We start from the raw sequence: 14,364 nt of genomic DNA on the forward strand, positions 1-14,364 counted from the left end.
CGATCTCCAGACATACTCTCGTATCAGGCGCCACCTCCATAACTTCCCCTAACCACTAAGCCGTCTCGTACGCAAAAGCGTGTCGCGCTTCCGCTGGTCGCGCTCGCGCCTCGCCTACGGCGAGTGAACCGGCGACCTACCGGGTCCTGCCGGACCACTCGGTCGCCGAACGCTAGCGCCGTGGTTTGATCAGTTTTTCTTCTGTACTAACCGTGGTGGCGGTCGCGGTGCGGTCCAGCGTACGCGGCGCAAAGCGCCGCGTTTCACCGAGCGCTCCACGCTCGGCCTTTTTCACCCTCGCGGGACCTACGGCCCCGCTAGTCCCGCACTCGCTCCGCTCGCGCGGACCGTGTTTTTGCGGGGAGCGGGTGCGCGAAGCGCACCCGACCCGGAAAAAGATGGAGGGGAAACTGTCTTGCCCCGCGCCCGCCCACCACTCCGTATGAGCACCCACGCGACCCGCGAGACGACGGCGGACGTCGTCGTCGTGGACTACGGCCTCGGGAACCTCCGGAGCGTGACGCGCGGCCTCGAACGTGCGGGCGCGGCCGTGGAGATCTCGGACGATTCCGAGGCCCTCGACGAGGCGGACGGCGTCGTCCTCCCGGGCGTCGGCGCGTTCGGCGACGGCATGGAGAACGCGGGACCGTTCCGCGAGGCCCTCCGTGACGTCGCGGACTCCGACACCCCGCTGTTCGGCATCTGTCTGGGCATGCAGATGCTCCTCGACACGAGCGAGGAGGCGGACCGCGAAGGACAGGGCGACGTCGAGGGCCTCGGGTTGATCCCCGGGACGAACGTCCGCTTCGACGATCCCGACCTGAAGGTCCCGCACATGGGATGGAACGAACTGCACGTCGAGCGCGACCACCCGCTCGTCGCGGGGGTCGACAGCGTCGCGTCGGAGACGCGACCGGCGGACGGAACCGGTGGTTCCGTTGATGGGGAATACGCCTACTTCGTCCACTCCTACTACGCGGAACCCGAGGACGAGAACCACGTCGTCGCGACAACCGACTACGGCACGGACTTCGCGTCCGTCGTCGCGAACGACGACGGCACCGTCTTCGGCACGCAGTTCCACCCGGAGAAGTCGGGCGAGACCGGCCTGCGGATCCTTCGGAACTACGTCGACCTCTGCGCAAAGTCGTAAGCCCGACCCGCGCCCCTCCTCGTCCTCACCTTCTCACGCTGTCCCGCTCTTCTCGACGGCTCGTAGCGACGGCCCGCGGCGTCGTAGGTCCGCGGCGAGCGCGGTGAGATCCTCCGTCTCGCCGAAGGCGTACAGCCCGTCGAGATACGGGAGGGCAGCGCGCATGCCGGGCGCGCTCGGCGACCAGCGTTCGTCGGCGGCGAGCGGGTTCAACCAGAGGACGTGACCGGCGCGTCGGGAGAGCCATGCGGCCTGTTCGCGCAGGACGTCCGTGCCGCCGCGTTCGATGCCGTCGCTGACGATGACGACCGTATCGTGTCGCCCGACGCGCTCCGGCTGGTCGCGGTGGAGACCCGCCAAGGCGTCACCGATCCGGGTGCCGCCGCCCCACCCGACCTGTGTAGCCTCCAAGACCTCGGCCGCGGCGGCCGACGAGGAGACGTCGAACGCCCCGCTGACATCGCGGAGCGCGGTGTCGAAGAAGTAGATCGGCGTCCGTCGCCACCGCGTGCGGATCGCGTGGCAAAAGCCGATGAGGACGTCCCGATCGAGGTGGTCGAGGACGGAGCCGCTGACGTCGACGAAGACGAGGCCACGCGCCGCCGTGCGTTCGCGTTCGCGCTCCGGGAGGGGGAGCGGGACGCCGCCGGTCGCGGCCCCGCGGCGGAGCGCACGCCGGGCGTCGGGTGTGCCGTCGCCGCGCCCCCAGCGGCGACCGGGAAGCGACGCGACGGCGTCGGTGAACGCCGCGACCGCGTCGTCGATGGCGTCGTCGTCCCCTTGTACGCCGTCGAGTGAGACGGGTTCGCTCGCGCCGTCGGCGCTGTACTGGTTGCCCGCACGCTCGCTCTGACTCGGGCCGACGCCACCGCTGCGCTCGCCGCCGGCACCGCCCGGCATCGACGCGGTCTCGTCGACGACCATCTGGCCGGGCGCGTCCGCCACCCCTTCGGCGCTCGTGTCGAGCGTGGCGACGCCATCGTCGTCGCCGTACGTCGCGTCGCCACCGCGGACGCGCGTCCAGAACGTCTCGAAACGCGACGTGAAAGGCCCCTCGTCCGCCGGGCGCGTACAGAGCGTCGCGCGCAGCGCCGCTCGAACGGACTCGCGGGACCGGTCGTCGAGGGCGGCGAGGGCGTCCCCGGCCGCGAGCGCACCGTCTCCCGGCACTGCGACCCCGCTCTCACGAAGCGCGGCGGCGAAGCGGACGAGCTCCGCCCGAAGGTGGTCGTCCATCACGCCGTGTCGGCCGTCCGTGCTCCGGGACGCGCCTCGTCGAGCGCCGCCTCAATGGCCTCGGCGTCGATCTGCTCGACGTCCGTCGCGTCCTTCAGCAGACAGCCGAGCGTCCGCTCGATGGTCTCGGCGTCGAGCTCCTCGATGTCGAGGGCGGCGAGGGCGTCCGCCCAGTCGAGCGTCTCCGCGACGCCCGGCTGTTTGCGCAGGGCGCGTTCGCGCAGCGCCTGTACGACGCCGCAGACCTCCGCGGCGACGGCGCTATCGAGGGCGGATTTGCGCTCGACGATCTCCAGCTCGCGCTCGAAGGACGGCGGCTCGACGTGGAGGTAGAGACAACGGCGCTTGAGCGCGTCGGAGAGCCCGCGGGTCCGATTCGAGGTGAGAACGACGATCGGCGGGCGTTCGGCCGAGACGGTGCCGAGCTCCGGGACGGACACCTGGAAGTCCGAGAGCACCTCGAGGAGGAGGGCCTCGAAGGCCTCGTCGGCACGATCGAGCTCGTCGACGAGCAATACGGGCGGGTTCTCGCCCTCGTCTGCCGCGGCGAGCGCGCGAAGTAGTGGGCGCTCTAAGAGGTATTCCTCGTCGAAAACCGACGTCTCGCCGTCGACGTCGGCGTCCCCGCCCTCGACGGCGAGCAGCTGTTTCGTGTAGTTCCACTCGTAGAGGGCGTTCTCGGCCGCCAGCCCCTCGTAACACTGGAGGCGGACGAGATCGGTGTCGAAGCCGCGCGCGAGCGTCTTCGCGAGCTCGGTCTTGCCCGCGCCCGGCGCGCCCTCGACGAGGAGCGGTTTGCCGAGGCGGAGCGCCAACAGCGCCGTCGTCACGACGTCGTCGCCGGCGACGTAATCCTGCTCGTCGAAGGCCGCGCGCACGTCGGCCTCCGTTGCGTCCGCGAAAGCGGTCATCGCCGCTCGCTACGTGCCCGACGGCAAAAAGCACCCGCGACGCTAGAGGAAGTCCCGGACCTCGGAGTAGTACATGTCGTGGTGATCGACCTCGCCGACGCGTTCGGCGATCTCGACGGCGAGGACGTGCCAGCAGCGCTGGTCGGGATCGTCGGGATCGAGGTTGTACTGGCTGTCCCGACAGGTGCAGCCGCCGTCCTCGACGACGTACTCGTCCTCGTGGCCGACGACGACGGTGAAATCGGCATACTGCTTCACGCGCCCCTCGCCGACGGCGTCGATGGCGCGCCGCCCGCGGTCGCCGTGGGCGTCGAGGAGACGCGCGACGATTTCGGGAGTGAGTTCGCCCGCGGCTCCGAGGGCGTCCCGCCAGTCTCCGTCCTCGTCGCCGGCGTGGGCCGTCACGCCCGAACCTAACCGACGGCCCGATAAAGGACGTGTGGTTCGTCAGTGGCATGTCGTGCCCTTTAGGGCCGCGCCGCCCCCACGCATCGCCATGGAGGTCACGGAGGGCGCGGTGACGATGGAGGTGCCCGAGCAGTCCGGTGAGGGCATCGAGGATGCGGTGTTCTTCAACACGGAGCAGGAGCTAAACCGCGACCTGACGGTGGCGGCGCTGCGTGCATATCGCGATCGCGAACCCCGCGCGGAGACGTACCTCGATGCGACGTGCGCCTCGGGGATCCGCGGCGTCCGCGCGGCCGCGGACGGCTGGGACGCGACGCTCGTGGATCGCGACCCGGCGGCCGTCGAGCTCGCCGAGACGAACCTCGCGCGCAACGATGCTAACGGCGACGTCCTGCACGACGACGCGAACGCGGTGCTCTGGGACCCCGAGGATGCCTACGACGTCGTCGACCTCGACCCGTTCGGCACGCCCGCGCCGTTCCTCGACGCGACGTTCGCGAACGCCCGCGACATGGTCTGCGTCACTGCGACCGACACCGCCCCGCTCTGTGGCGCGCACTTCGACTCCGGCGTCCGCAAGTACGGCACGGTCCCCCGCAACACGGAGTACCACGCCGAGATGGGCGTCCGCGTCCTCCTCTCGGCGATGGCGCGCTCTGCCGCGCGCTTCGATGTCGGCGTCACGCCACTGTTGACCCACGCGACGCGCCACTACGTCCGGACGTACGTTGACCTCACACACTCCGCGAGCGCCGCGAACGCCGCCGTCGACGAACTCGGCCACGTTTATCACTGCCCGGAGTGCCTGTGGCGCGAGCACGAGAGCGGCCTCCACGCCGCCCGCCCGGACGTCTGTCCGAACTGCGACGGCCGGAACCTCCTCACCGCGGGGCCGATCTGGCTCGGCGCGACGCACGACGACGCCTTCCTCGACGCCGTTCGTGGCCACCTCGACGACGACATGGGGACGCGCGAGCGCGCCGCGGACCTCCTCGACACGCTCGGCGACGAACTCGACCGCCCGACCCACTACGACCAGCACAAACTCTACGGGCGGTGGAGCGAACCCGCCGTCGCGATGGACGGCTTCCTCGCCGCGCTCCGCGACGCCGGCCACGCCGCCTCGCGCACCCACTACGGCGGCACGACGTTCGAGACGGACGCGTCCGTGGCCGAGATCCGTGACGTCGCTCCCTGAGCACTTTTCACGCCGGAGCGTCTCCCCACGCCGTGTCCAGACCCGACGCTGTCCGCGTCGTCCGCGCTGTCGTCGCGAGTGCGCGTCGACACGAGATCACGTTCCTCGCCGCCGGCGTCGCCTACTACGCATTCGTCTCGCTCGTTCCGCTGCTCGTCCTCGCGCTCGCCATCGGGTCGGCGCTCGGCGGGGACGCCCTCGCCGACTACGCCCTCGACGCTGTCGGGACGTTTCTCACGCCTGCGGGCCAGCACGTCGTCACCGAAACCGTCCGTTCAGCGGTCGATCGCCGTGGCGCGACGCTCGCCGGACTCGCCCTCCTCGCGTGGTCGGGCCTTCGGGTCTTCCGCGGGCTCGACGCGGCTTTCTCGCGGATCTATGGTCGCCCGGCGGACGAACCGCTCACGCAACAGCTCGTCGATGGCGCGCTCGTCCTCTGTGCGGTCGGAGTCGCCGCCGCCCTCGCGGCCGCCGTCGGCGTTCTCCTTCCCCGCGTCATCGGCGGGTTCGTGGGCGAACTCGTCGGCACCGTCGGGCTCGCCGCGGCGCTCACCGTCGTCTTCCTCCCCGTCTATCACGTCTTTCCGGACACCGAGCTCCCGTTCGCCGACGTGTGGCCGGGCGCGCTCGCCGCCGCCATCGGCTGGACGCTGCTCGCCGACGGCTTTCGCCTCTACGTCGCCACCGTCGGCAGCCCCGACCTCTACGGCGTCCTCGGCGCGGCCGTCCTGCTCATCACCTGGCTGTACGTCTCCGGGACTGTTATTATGGGCGGGGCGGTACTCAACGCCGTGCTCGCGGGACGAACGGACGACACGGCGACGGAACCGGACGAGCGGCGCGTCGAGACGGACGGCGGCCGTGCGGGGGCCGACGGCGGTCGGACCGAACCGACCCCGGACGTGACCGCCCTCCAACACCGCGTCGAGTCGCTCGAGCGCGAACTCGACGAGAAGACCGTCGACCGCGACGCCTTCGAGGACGACCTGAAGGGGTACGTCCGCTCGCGCGTCCGGCGCAACCACGCCCGCGGCTGGGGACCCTACCTCGTCATGCTCTACGGGACCGTTATGACCCTCGGCGCGTTCTACTGGCTCGACGGCCCGTGGGCCATCCTCGCCATGCTCGTCGTCGGCTTCTCCACGTTCGGCCTCTACGTCTTCATGACCATCGTCGGCGTCTCGCTGAACGCCCTGGGCGTCCCCGGACGCGTCGCCGGCTGGCTCCGCTCGAAACGATAACCCGTGCGCGGCGTCGGGTTCACACGCGCACTCACGGCTGCCGTGCCGGACGGGTTCGTGTCGCTCTTTTCCGTCCTCACACAGCTCGGCGACGCGTGGTTCGTGGTCGCCGCCGTCGCGACCCTCCACTGGTTCGGCCCGCGCTACGACCTCCTCAGCGAACGCGATGCCGCGCGCTACGTTGCGCTCGGCTTCGCCATCTTCGGCACCGTCGTCGGCGCGAAGGCGCTCTTCGCGCTCGGTCGTCCGCCCGCGAGCGTCGCACTCGTCGCCGCCGACGGCTACGGGTTCCCGAGCGGCCACGCGACCTCGGCCGCTGCCCTCTACGGCGGTGCAGCCGCCCTCCTCCAACGCCCGCGCCGCCGCGTCCGCTGGTGGCTCGCCGCCGCCGCGATCGTGCTCGTCTGCGCGACGCGCCTCCTTCTCGGTGTCCACTACCTCGTCGACGTCGTCGCCGGCGTCGCCATCGGCGGCTGTCTCGTCGCCGGCGTCCTCGCGCTCACGCGTCGCCGGCTCGAACCCGGCTACGCTTTCACCGCCGGCCTCGGCGTTCTCGCCCCGATCCTCGCCGGACCGACCGTCGACGCGCTTGCTGCCTGCGGGCTCGGTGTCGGCGCGCTCCTCGGGTCGTTCGTCGTCGCACGCCACCCCCGTAGGGCGCTCAGCGTCGCGCCGACAATCTCCGGCTACGCCGTCTGCGGCGGACTGGGACTCGCGGCGCTCCTCGCGCCGCTACCGTGGTACGGTGTCGTCATAACGAGCGGAATCGCGGGCGGCGGGGTGGTCGCGCTCCCCGTCACCCGATCGGTGCGCCGGCGAATCGGGAGTCGCTGAGTCGAGCCGTTAGAACTTCTCGAGGTAGCGCTCCTTCTCCCAGTCGGAGACCTGGATGCGGTAACCGGTGTGCTCCTCGCGTTTGGCCTCGATGAACTTCTCCGAGATGTGATCGCCGAGCGTATCGAGGACGACGTCGTCGGCTTCGAGGGCGTCGACGGCTTCGCCGAGGTTCGCCGGCAGCGTCTCGATACCGTACTCTTCGCGCTTCTCGGCGTCGAACTCGTAGATGTTCTCGCGGACCGGGCCGGGTGCCTCGAGCTCCTGCTCGATCCCGTCGAGCCCCGCGGAGATGAGCGCGGCGAACGCGAGATACGGGTTGCACGAGGGGTCCGGGAAGCGCGCCTCGATACGGGAGGCGGTCGGGACGCGCGCCGCGGGCTTGCGGATGAGGGCGGAGCGGTTCCGGTCGGACCACGCGACGTACACCGGGGCCTCGTAGCCGGGAACGAGGCGCTTGTAGGAGTTCACGGTCGGGTTCGAGACAGCCGTGATCGCGGGCGCGTGCTCGAGGATGCCCGCGAGGAACTGGTGGGCGGTCTCGGAGAGGTCGAACTCGTCACTCTCGTCGTGGAAGGCGTTCTCGCCGTCCTGGAAGAGCGAGAAGTGCGTGTGCATCCCCGAGCCGTTGATCTCCGCGATCGGCTTCGGCATGAACGTCGCGTGCAGGTCGTGCTCGGCGGCGATCGCGCGAACGACCGTGCGGAACGTCGCGACGTTGTCCGCCGTCGCGAGCGCGTCGTCGTACTCGAAGTTGATCTCGTGTTGGGACTCCGCCACCTCGTGGTGGGAGGCCTCGATCTCGAAGCCCATGGATTCGAGCCCGTTGATGATGTCACGGCGGACGTCGGAGGCCGGGTCCTTCGGTGCGAGGTCGAAGTAGCCGCCGAAGTCCGAGAGCTCCGTCGTCGCGCGGCCCTTCTCGTCCTCCTCGAAGAGGAAGAACTCGGGTTCGGGGGCGGCGTTGACCGTGTAGCCCATGTCGTCGGCACGTTTGAGGACGTTCTTCAGCACGCGGCGCGGGTCACCCTCGAAGGGCTCGTCCGTGGACGTATTGATGACGTCACAGATGAGTCGAGCGGACGCCGTCTCCTCGCGCTTGCGCCACGGGAGGACGGCGAACGTTTCGGGGTCCGGCTTGAGCCGCATGTCGGACTCCTGAATGCGGACGAACCCCTCGATGGAGGAACCGTCGAAGTAGATCCCGTCCGTGAAGGCCTTCTCCGCCTGCTCCGCGGGCACGGAGACGTTCTTCACGGTCCCCATGATGTCCGTGAACTGCAGTCGGAGGAAATCGACGTTCTTCTCCTCAATCTCGTCCAGTACGTCCTGTTCCGTTTCGCTGAGACCGCCATCGGTGACCGGTTTCCCGTTCGTCATTGGTTTCGTCGTTCGATGCAAACGCGCGGACTACTAAAGCGGTTGCGGTCCTCGCAAATCTTTTGGGGGTGCGGGGAAGTGGACGTTCGTTAAATTCTAATGCCCCCACCCCCTTTGTGGGAATATGACCTACGAGAACCTCGATGCGAAGCTCATCAACGCGCTGCTCGGCGACGGCCGCGCGAGCCTCCGCAGTCTCGCCGAAGACCTCGACGTCTCCGTCACGACGATCTCGAATCACCTCAAGGATCTGGAGGACGAGGGCGTCATCAAGGGGTACACCCCGATCGTCGACTACGACAAACTCGGCTACGACGTCACGGCCGTCCTCCAACTGAAGGTCGAGGGGACCGCGCTGCCCGACCTCGCTGACCACCTCCGCGCGCACAAGCAGATGGTCTCCGTCTACGAGGTCACGGGCGACTACGACATTATCGCCGTCGGGAAGTTCCTCGACACCGACGACATGAACTACCTGATCAAGGAGCTCCTCGGCGACCAGGACATCAAGGAGTCCGCGACGAGCGTCGTGCTCAACGCCGCCGCCGAGAACGAGCAGTTCGATCTCGACATCCACGAGGAGTAAGCGACCTCTTTTTTGTGCAATCGCCGCGTAGCGACGGCCATGTCCTCCCAACGCGACGACGACGACGTCGAAGCGATCGCCCGACGGGCCGCCCGCGACGAGGTGAAACGCCTCGCATGGAAACTCGGCTACTTCGTGCTCGGGATCGCACTCGTCCGCGTCAGTATCCGTGGGTTCGCCGCCGCGACCCTCGCCGGCGGCGCGTGGCCGTGGGGTGTCCTCGCGCTCGCCATCGGCGTTGTCCTCTTCTGCGCCGGCGCGTACTTCCTCGCCGCGACGTTCGACCTCGACCGCACCGTCCTCCGCTGGCTGCGCGCGCGGCGGACGTAGCCGGCGCTCGTCGGTGGCGTGCGAAGAAACCGAACGGAATCGGTCGACGAGCGATGCGAGAACGGGGTTGGGTCGGGAGTGGGCGTCGTCAGACCGGCTTCACATCATGCCGCCCATGCCGCCCATACCGCCCATGCCGCCTGCGCCGCCGGGGCCGCCCGCACCGCCTTCGTCGCCCTTGTCGGTGGAGAGGTCGCCGGCGGAGATGATGTCGTCGATTTTGAGCACGAGGTTCGCGGCCTCGGTGGCACTACTGATGGCCTGTTCCTTGGCGTGGGCCGTCTCGACGACGCCCGCGTCGAGGGAGTTCTCCAGGTCGCCGCTGAGGACGTTCAGTCCCGTGCGGTTGTTTCCGCTCTCGTGGGCCGAGCGGAGGTCGACGAGGGTGTCGATCGGGTCGAGCCCGGCGTTCTCGGCGAGGACGCGCGGGACGAGTTCGAGGGAGTCCGCGAACGCCTCGATGGCGAGCTGCTCGCGGCCGGAGACGGAGTCCGCGTAGTTGCGGAGCTGGTCGGCGACCTCGACCTCGATGGCACCGCCGCCGGGGAGGACGCGGCCGTCCGAGATGGTCTGTGCAGCGACGTCGAGCGCATCGGTGACGCCGCGCTCAAGCTCATCGACGACGTGGTCCGTGCTCCCGCGGAGGATGAGCGTGACGCCGTGGGCCGTCTCGTCGAGGCCCTCGATGTAGAAGAGCTCGTCCTCGACGTCGCGGCGGATGCTCCCGCGGCCGAGGTCGGCGGCGCTGAGGGAGTCGAGGTCCGTGACGATCGCGGCACCGAGGACTTCCTTGAGGAACTCGATGTCGGACTTCTTCACGCGGCGGACGGCGAGAATGCCCTCCTTCGCGAGGTAGTGCTGGGCCATGTCGTCGATGCCCTTCTGGCAGAGGACGACGTCGGCACCGGAGGCCTTGATCTGCTCGACTTTCTCCTTGAGCTGCTCTTCTTCCTGATCGAGGAAGCTCTGGAGCTGGTCGGGGCTGTCGATGCTGACACTCGTGTCGGCGCTGGCCTCCTCGACCTCGACGGCCTCGTTGAGGAGGAGGACGTCCGCGTCGTCGAACTCGGTCGGCATCGAGTCGAGGACGGGGTCCTTGGAGACGGTCGCGCCCTTGAGGAGCTCGGATTCGGAGACGGCGCGGCCGGTCTGTGTCTCGATGTTGATGTTGGCGACGTCGACGACCGTGGAGCCGTCGTCGGCGTCGACGGAGACGGCGCGCAGCGCCTCGTAGAGGAGCCCGGAGAGCTGCTCCTTGTCGATCTCGGCGCTCTTGCCCGTCATGGACGTCTCGGCGACGGAGCGGACGAGCTCTTCGTCGTCGGGGTCGACCTCGACGGCCTCGGCGTCAACGAACTGGCGGGCCCGCTCGCTCGCGAGGTTGTACCCTTTGATGACCGCAGTCGGGTGGATGTCCTGTTCGAGGAGGTCCTCCGCGTTCTTGAGGAGTTCGCCCGCGATTGCGACGGCGGTCGTCGTGCCGTCGCCGGCCTCGTCCTCTTGGGTCTCGGCAACCTCGACGATCATCTCGGCCGTCGGGTTGTCGATGTCCATCTTCTCGAGGATGGTGACGCCGTCGTTCGTGATCGTGACGTCGCCCATGTCGTCCACGAGCATCTTGTCCATCCCCTTCGGGCCGAGGGTGGAACGCACGGCGTCCGAGACGGCGCGTGCCGCCGAGATGTTGTGCTCCTGCGCGTCTTTGTCCTTCACGCGCTGTGCGTCGTCGCCCATAATGACCATCGGCTGGCCCTGCATACGTCGCTGAGACATCGTCATCAGATAGATTGTTTGCCCTTCTATATAAAAGTTGTGCTGCGGTGGCCTGGAGACGGCTGCGAGAGCGCCCAACGCGGCAAAATCGTGTACCGTGTTGACGTGGACCGCGCTATTCGACGTCCGTTTCGTGCTCCAGGACGTCCGCGACTGCGAACTCGTCTTGGACGGTGTCGATCGTGATGCGGACCTGATCGCCCAACTTCGCGTCCGGGACGAGTACCACGAAGTCTTCGACGTGCGCGATACCGTCGCCTTCCTCGCCGACGTCCTCTACGTCGACGACGTATTCTTCTCCCTCTTCGACCGGCACTGGCGTGTCGTCTGTCGACATGGTTGGCTCGTCTCTCCCCACCCGAAAGAACGCTGGGGCCGCGGTCCGCCACCAGCGCTTTCCCGCCGCGCACCGACGACGCGACTATGGCTACGCTTACCAGCGAGGACGAAGGCAAGATACTGGTCGACGTCGAGGGCGAGGAGCTCGGCGTCGTCACCGAAGTCGAGTCGAACACCGCGTGGGTCGACCCCGACCCCGGACTCGGCGAGGCCGTCCTCGCCGCCTTCGGGTGGACCGAGAAGAACGAGGACGACTACACCATCGCGGGCGACCTCGTCGACACCGTCACCGACGAGGAAATCCGCGTCGACGTCGATCTGTGACACTCCCTCCGCGCTACATGGCGGGCTTTCCGTAACAGTCCGTACTCGCTTTCTAGACCGCCGAACTGATCAGGCGTGCTCGGCGACGAGCGCTGTCAGTTCCTCGGGATCGGTGGCCGGACCGTGGAGATCACCGTCGACGACGACGAACGCCGCGCCAGCCTCGACGCCCGCGGCGGCGGGAACGACGACCTTCTCGTGGTCGGCGACGCGGAGCGCTGCGCGGTGGAGGTCCGTTCCAGTGTCGTCGCCGACGCGGACGGTGAGCGGGCGATCGACGGTGCGGGAGGCCGCCGCGGCGTAGTCGGCGACCTGGACGCCCATACGGTCGGCCGCGTCGGCGAACGCACCGATGGCGTCCCGCGCGGCCGCGCGGTACGCGTCGTCGTCCGTAAGTTCGGCAAGATCGAGCAGCCCGTGGGCCATCGTCGCGTTGTCGTCGATGGGGTGGAGCGGTTTATCGAGCAGGCCGACGGCCTCCGCGGGGCCGTCGCGGAACGCGCCGTGTTGGAGTGTCTCGATGGCGTGGTCGGCGACCGACACCGCGACGTCGAGGTAGTTCGGGTCGACGGTCTGTGCGCCGCGGGCGAACGCGACCGTGAGCGCCGCGTGGTCGGTGAGGATGCCCCGTGGGGCGTCCGGGTCGTCGTAGCGCGAGACGACGCCGTCGTCGACGAGTGTGTCGGCGAGATAGTCGAGGGTGCGCTCGGCGTAGCGTCGCGCCGTCCGATCGTCCGTGTACGCGTAGTAGGTGAGGAGCGCGTCGGCGGCGCGGGCGTTCTTCCCCGCGTACGCCGTCGCGTCGATGGCAGGTTCGTCCTCGTCGGCGCGTTCGGAGGCCGGGCGCTCGAAGTAGTCGCCGGGGTGTTGGCTCCCGCCAAAGGCGTCGCCCGTCCAGAGTGTCGACGTGAGGTAGTCGACGGCGTTCGACGCCGGCCCCTCGTACGTCTCGCGGCCGGTGTAGAGATAGGCGTTCGCGAACGCCCGCAGGAGCCCGGCGTTCGTCTCCAGTAGTTTCTCGCGCTGTGGGTCGCTCCAGTCGCGGGCGTGCGCGAAGCGGTAGAACCCACCATCGTAGTCATCGACGAGGTTCCGGCTGATCGCCTCCAGCGTGCGGAGGGCCTGCTGGCGCTCGCGCTTCAGCGCGAAGTCGATCGTGCGCGGTAAGGGGAACTTCTCGTTCGTCGCCCACCCACCGAAGCGATCGTCGTACTGCTCACCGAGTTGGCCGGCAACGAGCGCCTCGATGTCGTCGCTGACCGGGCCCGCGGGCGGCTCCTGCCCGCGGAGCGCGCGGGGGACGCGACCGGCCTCCTCGCCCTTCTCCTCCCACGTCTCCCGGACGCGATCGAGGACGCCCCGGACGTTCGAGGCGTCGAGATAGGTCGCGCCCGCGATGAGGTCGCCCGACGGCGTGAGGAACACCGTCGAGGGGAACCCACCCATGTTGTAGCGCTCGCGGACGCGCGGGTGGCGATCGGCGTCCGCGCGGACGGGGACGAACTCCTCGTTGACGTTCGCGGCGACGGTCGGCACCGAGAAGGCCCCCTCGTCCATCTCGCGACAGCGCGCCGACCACGACGCGACGAGCGAGAGCAGTACGGGTTTCTCGGCCGCCTCGGCGTCGGCGAACGCCGCCGGCCCCCACGGTCGCCACTCCACCTTCGTCCGTTCGGCGGACTCGTCCATACGCGTGGGTCGCGTGGCGGGCGGGAAAGCGCTTCGGAGACGGCGGCGGCCGAGGATCGGCGCGTCGCGCGGCGCGACGCCTCGAAAAGCCCATAACGCCGGAGCGGCCTAGCCCAGGACGAGATGGCAAAGCGCCTCATCGCGGGACTCCTGTTGATCCCGCTCGCGGACGCGCTCCTCCTCGTCGCCTCGAGCGCGTTCCTCGACTGGCGACTCATCGTCGCCCTCGTCGTACTCACCGGCCTCCTCGGGATGCTGGCCGTCCGCGCCGAGGGCCGACACACTTTGCGGCGCATCCAACGCTCGCTCGCGCGGGGCGAGCCGCCGACGGACGAACTCGTCGACGGCGGCCTTCTCGTCGCCGCCGGCGCGTTCCTCCTCACGCCAGGGTTCGTCACCGACGCCGTCGGGTTCATCCTCGTCTTCCCGCCGACGCGCCGCCTCGTTCGCGGCGTCGTCAAATCCCGCTACGTCGTCCCCAAGATGGACCAGTTCACGGGCGGATTCGCCACCGGCAACGTCTACACGTTCGGCTTCCCCGGCGGGAACGACGACGGTGGGATGGGGCCGATGGGCGGAAATGGTCCCGGCCCAGGCGGCTCCGGCCCGAGCGGCGGATCCACCGGCGGCGACGACACCGTCGACCTCGGTGACGACGCGTACGACGTTGACTTCGACGACGAGAACGGCGGCCGCACGTCGAACTAACGGCGGATCGCCCGAGGGCGTGGCAATCTATCCCGCGGTTCTGTCGAAAGGAAACTCTTAACCTTCCCACCCGGCAACGGAGTGATGGACGCGGGCTAGTAGCTCAACTAGGTAGAGCGCCACTCTGATAAGGTGGAAGTTTGCGGTTCAAATCCGCACTGGCCCACTCGTTTTCCTGACGTTCCCGTCGCCGTCTCCGATACGTCTTCGTCGTGAACCGAACCGTTGACCCTCGCGGCCGTCCAACCGGACGT

Annotated in this window: 15 protein-coding genes and 1 tRNA gene; 9 read left to right on the forward strand and 7 right to left on the reverse strand. The window is 68.9% G+C overall.

Annotation, left to right across the window (positions count from 1 at the left end):
• The first annotated feature begins 442 nt into the window (after window positions 1–442).
• Window positions 443–1,153 (forward strand): imidazole glycerol phosphate synthase subunit HisH, encoded by a 711-nt coding sequence (gene hisH / locus ABDZ36_RS05310; protein ID WP_211312304.1) that lies wholly within the window; start codon window positions 443–445, stop codon window positions 1,151–1,153.
• A 33-nt stretch (window positions 1,154–1,186) separates the two neighbouring features.
• Here hisH and ABDZ36_RS05315 read toward each other — a convergent pair whose 3' ends face one another.
• From ABDZ36_RS05315 to ABDZ36_RS05325, 3 genes are read right to left on the reverse strand one after another with little or no spacing between them, the layout of a single operon-like run.
• The gene (locus ABDZ36_RS05315) at window positions 1,187–2,389 is read right to left on the reverse strand and encodes a VWA domain-containing protein (RefSeq protein ID WP_211312305.1); all 1,203 of its coding nucleotides are present in this window, start codon (window positions 2,387–2,389) and stop codon (window positions 1,187–1,189) included.
• Window positions 2,389–3,300, reverse strand: a complete 912-nt coding sequence (locus tag ABDZ36_RS05320) for an AAA family ATPase (protein WP_211312306.1) — start codon at window positions 3,298–3,300, stop codon at window positions 2,389–2,391. The genes ABDZ36_RS05315 and ABDZ36_RS05320 overlap by 1 nt, the downstream gene beginning before the upstream one ends.
• A gap of 42 nt (window positions 3,301–3,342) precedes the next feature.
• Window positions 3,343–3,705: an SWIM zinc finger family protein gene (locus tag ABDZ36_RS05325; protein ID WP_211312307.1), complete on the reverse strand. Its 363-nt coding sequence runs from the start codon at window positions 3,703–3,705 to the stop codon at window positions 3,343–3,345.
• A gap of 91 nt (window positions 3,706–3,796) precedes the next feature.
• Between ABDZ36_RS05325 and ABDZ36_RS05330 the strand changes: the two genes are divergently transcribed.
• From ABDZ36_RS05330 to ABDZ36_RS05340, 3 genes are read left to right on the forward strand one after another with little or no spacing between them, the layout of a single operon-like run.
• A complete protein-coding gene (locus tag ABDZ36_RS05330; protein WP_211312308.1) occupies window positions 3,797–4,906 on the forward strand; it encodes a tRNA (guanine(26)-N(2))-dimethyltransferase in 1,110 nt (369 codons plus the stop codon).
• 32 nt (window positions 4,907–4,938) lie between these two features.
• On the forward strand, window positions 4,939–6,147 hold the full coding sequence (locus tag ABDZ36_RS05335; protein ID WP_211312309.1) for a YihY/virulence factor BrkB family protein: 1,209 nt from the start codon (window positions 4,939–4,941) through the stop codon (window positions 6,145–6,147).
• A 57-nt stretch (window positions 6,148–6,204) separates the two neighbouring features.
• Window positions 6,205–6,981 (forward strand): phosphatase PAP2 family protein, encoded by a 777-nt coding sequence (locus tag ABDZ36_RS05340; RefSeq protein ID WP_211312310.1) that lies wholly within the window; start codon window positions 6,205–6,207, stop codon window positions 6,979–6,981.
• A 9-nt stretch (window positions 6,982–6,990) separates the two neighbouring features.
• On the opposite strand, the gene glnA is transcribed toward ABDZ36_RS05340, so the two are convergent.
• A complete protein-coding gene (gene glnA / locus ABDZ36_RS05345) occupies window positions 6,991–8,361 on the reverse strand; it encodes a type I glutamate--ammonia ligase (RefSeq protein WP_211312311.1) in 1,371 nt (456 codons plus the stop codon).
• 124 nt (window positions 8,362–8,485) lie between these two features.
• On the opposite strand from glnA, the gene lrp reads away from it, so the two are divergent.
• Window positions 8,486–8,947: an HTH-type transcriptional regulator Lrp gene (lrp, locus tag ABDZ36_RS05350; RefSeq protein WP_211312312.1), complete on the forward strand. Its 462-nt coding sequence runs from the start codon at window positions 8,486–8,488 to the stop codon at window positions 8,945–8,947.
• A gap of 39 nt (window positions 8,948–8,986) precedes the next feature.
• A complete protein-coding gene (locus ABDZ36_RS05355; RefSeq protein WP_211312313.1) occupies window positions 8,987–9,277 on the forward strand; it encodes a hypothetical protein in 291 nt (96 codons plus the stop codon).
• A gap of 99 nt (window positions 9,278–9,376) precedes the next feature.
• Here the strand turns inward: ABDZ36_RS05355 and thsB are convergent, their stop codons facing one another.
• Window positions 9,377–11,020, reverse strand: a complete 1,644-nt coding sequence (gene thsB, locus ABDZ36_RS05360; RefSeq protein WP_343749239.1) for a thermosome subunit beta — start codon at window positions 11,018–11,020, stop codon at window positions 9,377–9,379.
• 145 nt (window positions 11,021–11,165) lie between these two features.
• Complete coding sequence (locus tag ABDZ36_RS05365) at window positions 11,166–11,387, reverse strand: TRAM domain-containing protein (protein WP_343749237.1); 222 nt, start codon at window positions 11,385–11,387, stop codon at window positions 11,166–11,168.
• 86 nt (window positions 11,388–11,473) lie between these two features.
• On the opposite strand from ABDZ36_RS05365, the gene ABDZ36_RS05370 reads away from it, so the two are divergent.
• Entirely contained in the window at window positions 11,474–11,713 is a 240-nt protein-coding gene (locus tag ABDZ36_RS05370; protein ID WP_211312315.1) for a hypothetical protein, read from the forward strand.
• Window positions 11,714–11,782: 69 nt separating this feature from the next.
• Here ABDZ36_RS05370 and ABDZ36_RS05375 read toward each other — a convergent pair whose 3' ends face one another.
• A complete protein-coding gene (locus tag ABDZ36_RS05375) occupies window positions 11,783–13,402 on the reverse strand; it encodes a DUF255 domain-containing protein (RefSeq protein ID WP_211312316.1) in 1,620 nt (539 codons plus the stop codon).
• 123 nt (window positions 13,403–13,525) lie between these two features.
• On the opposite strand from ABDZ36_RS05375, the gene ABDZ36_RS05380 reads away from it, so the two are divergent.
• Together ABDZ36_RS05380 and ABDZ36_RS05385 are read left to right on the forward strand one after the other, a co-directional pair.
• On the forward strand, window positions 13,526–14,110 hold the full coding sequence (locus ABDZ36_RS05380) for an FxsA family protein (protein WP_211312317.1): 585 nt from the start codon (window positions 13,526–13,528) through the stop codon (window positions 14,108–14,110).
• A gap of 92 nt (window positions 14,111–14,202) precedes the next feature.
• Window positions 14,203–14,276, forward strand: a tRNA-Ile gene (locus tag ABDZ36_RS05385).
• The last annotated feature ends 88 nt before the right edge of the window (window positions 14,277–14,364 follow it).

Origin of the sequence: Halarchaeum salinum (assembly GCF_039520965.1) — an archaeon.
Classification (GTDB): domain Archaea; phylum Halobacteriota; class Halobacteria; order Halobacteriales; family Halobacteriaceae; genus Halarchaeum; species Halarchaeum salinum.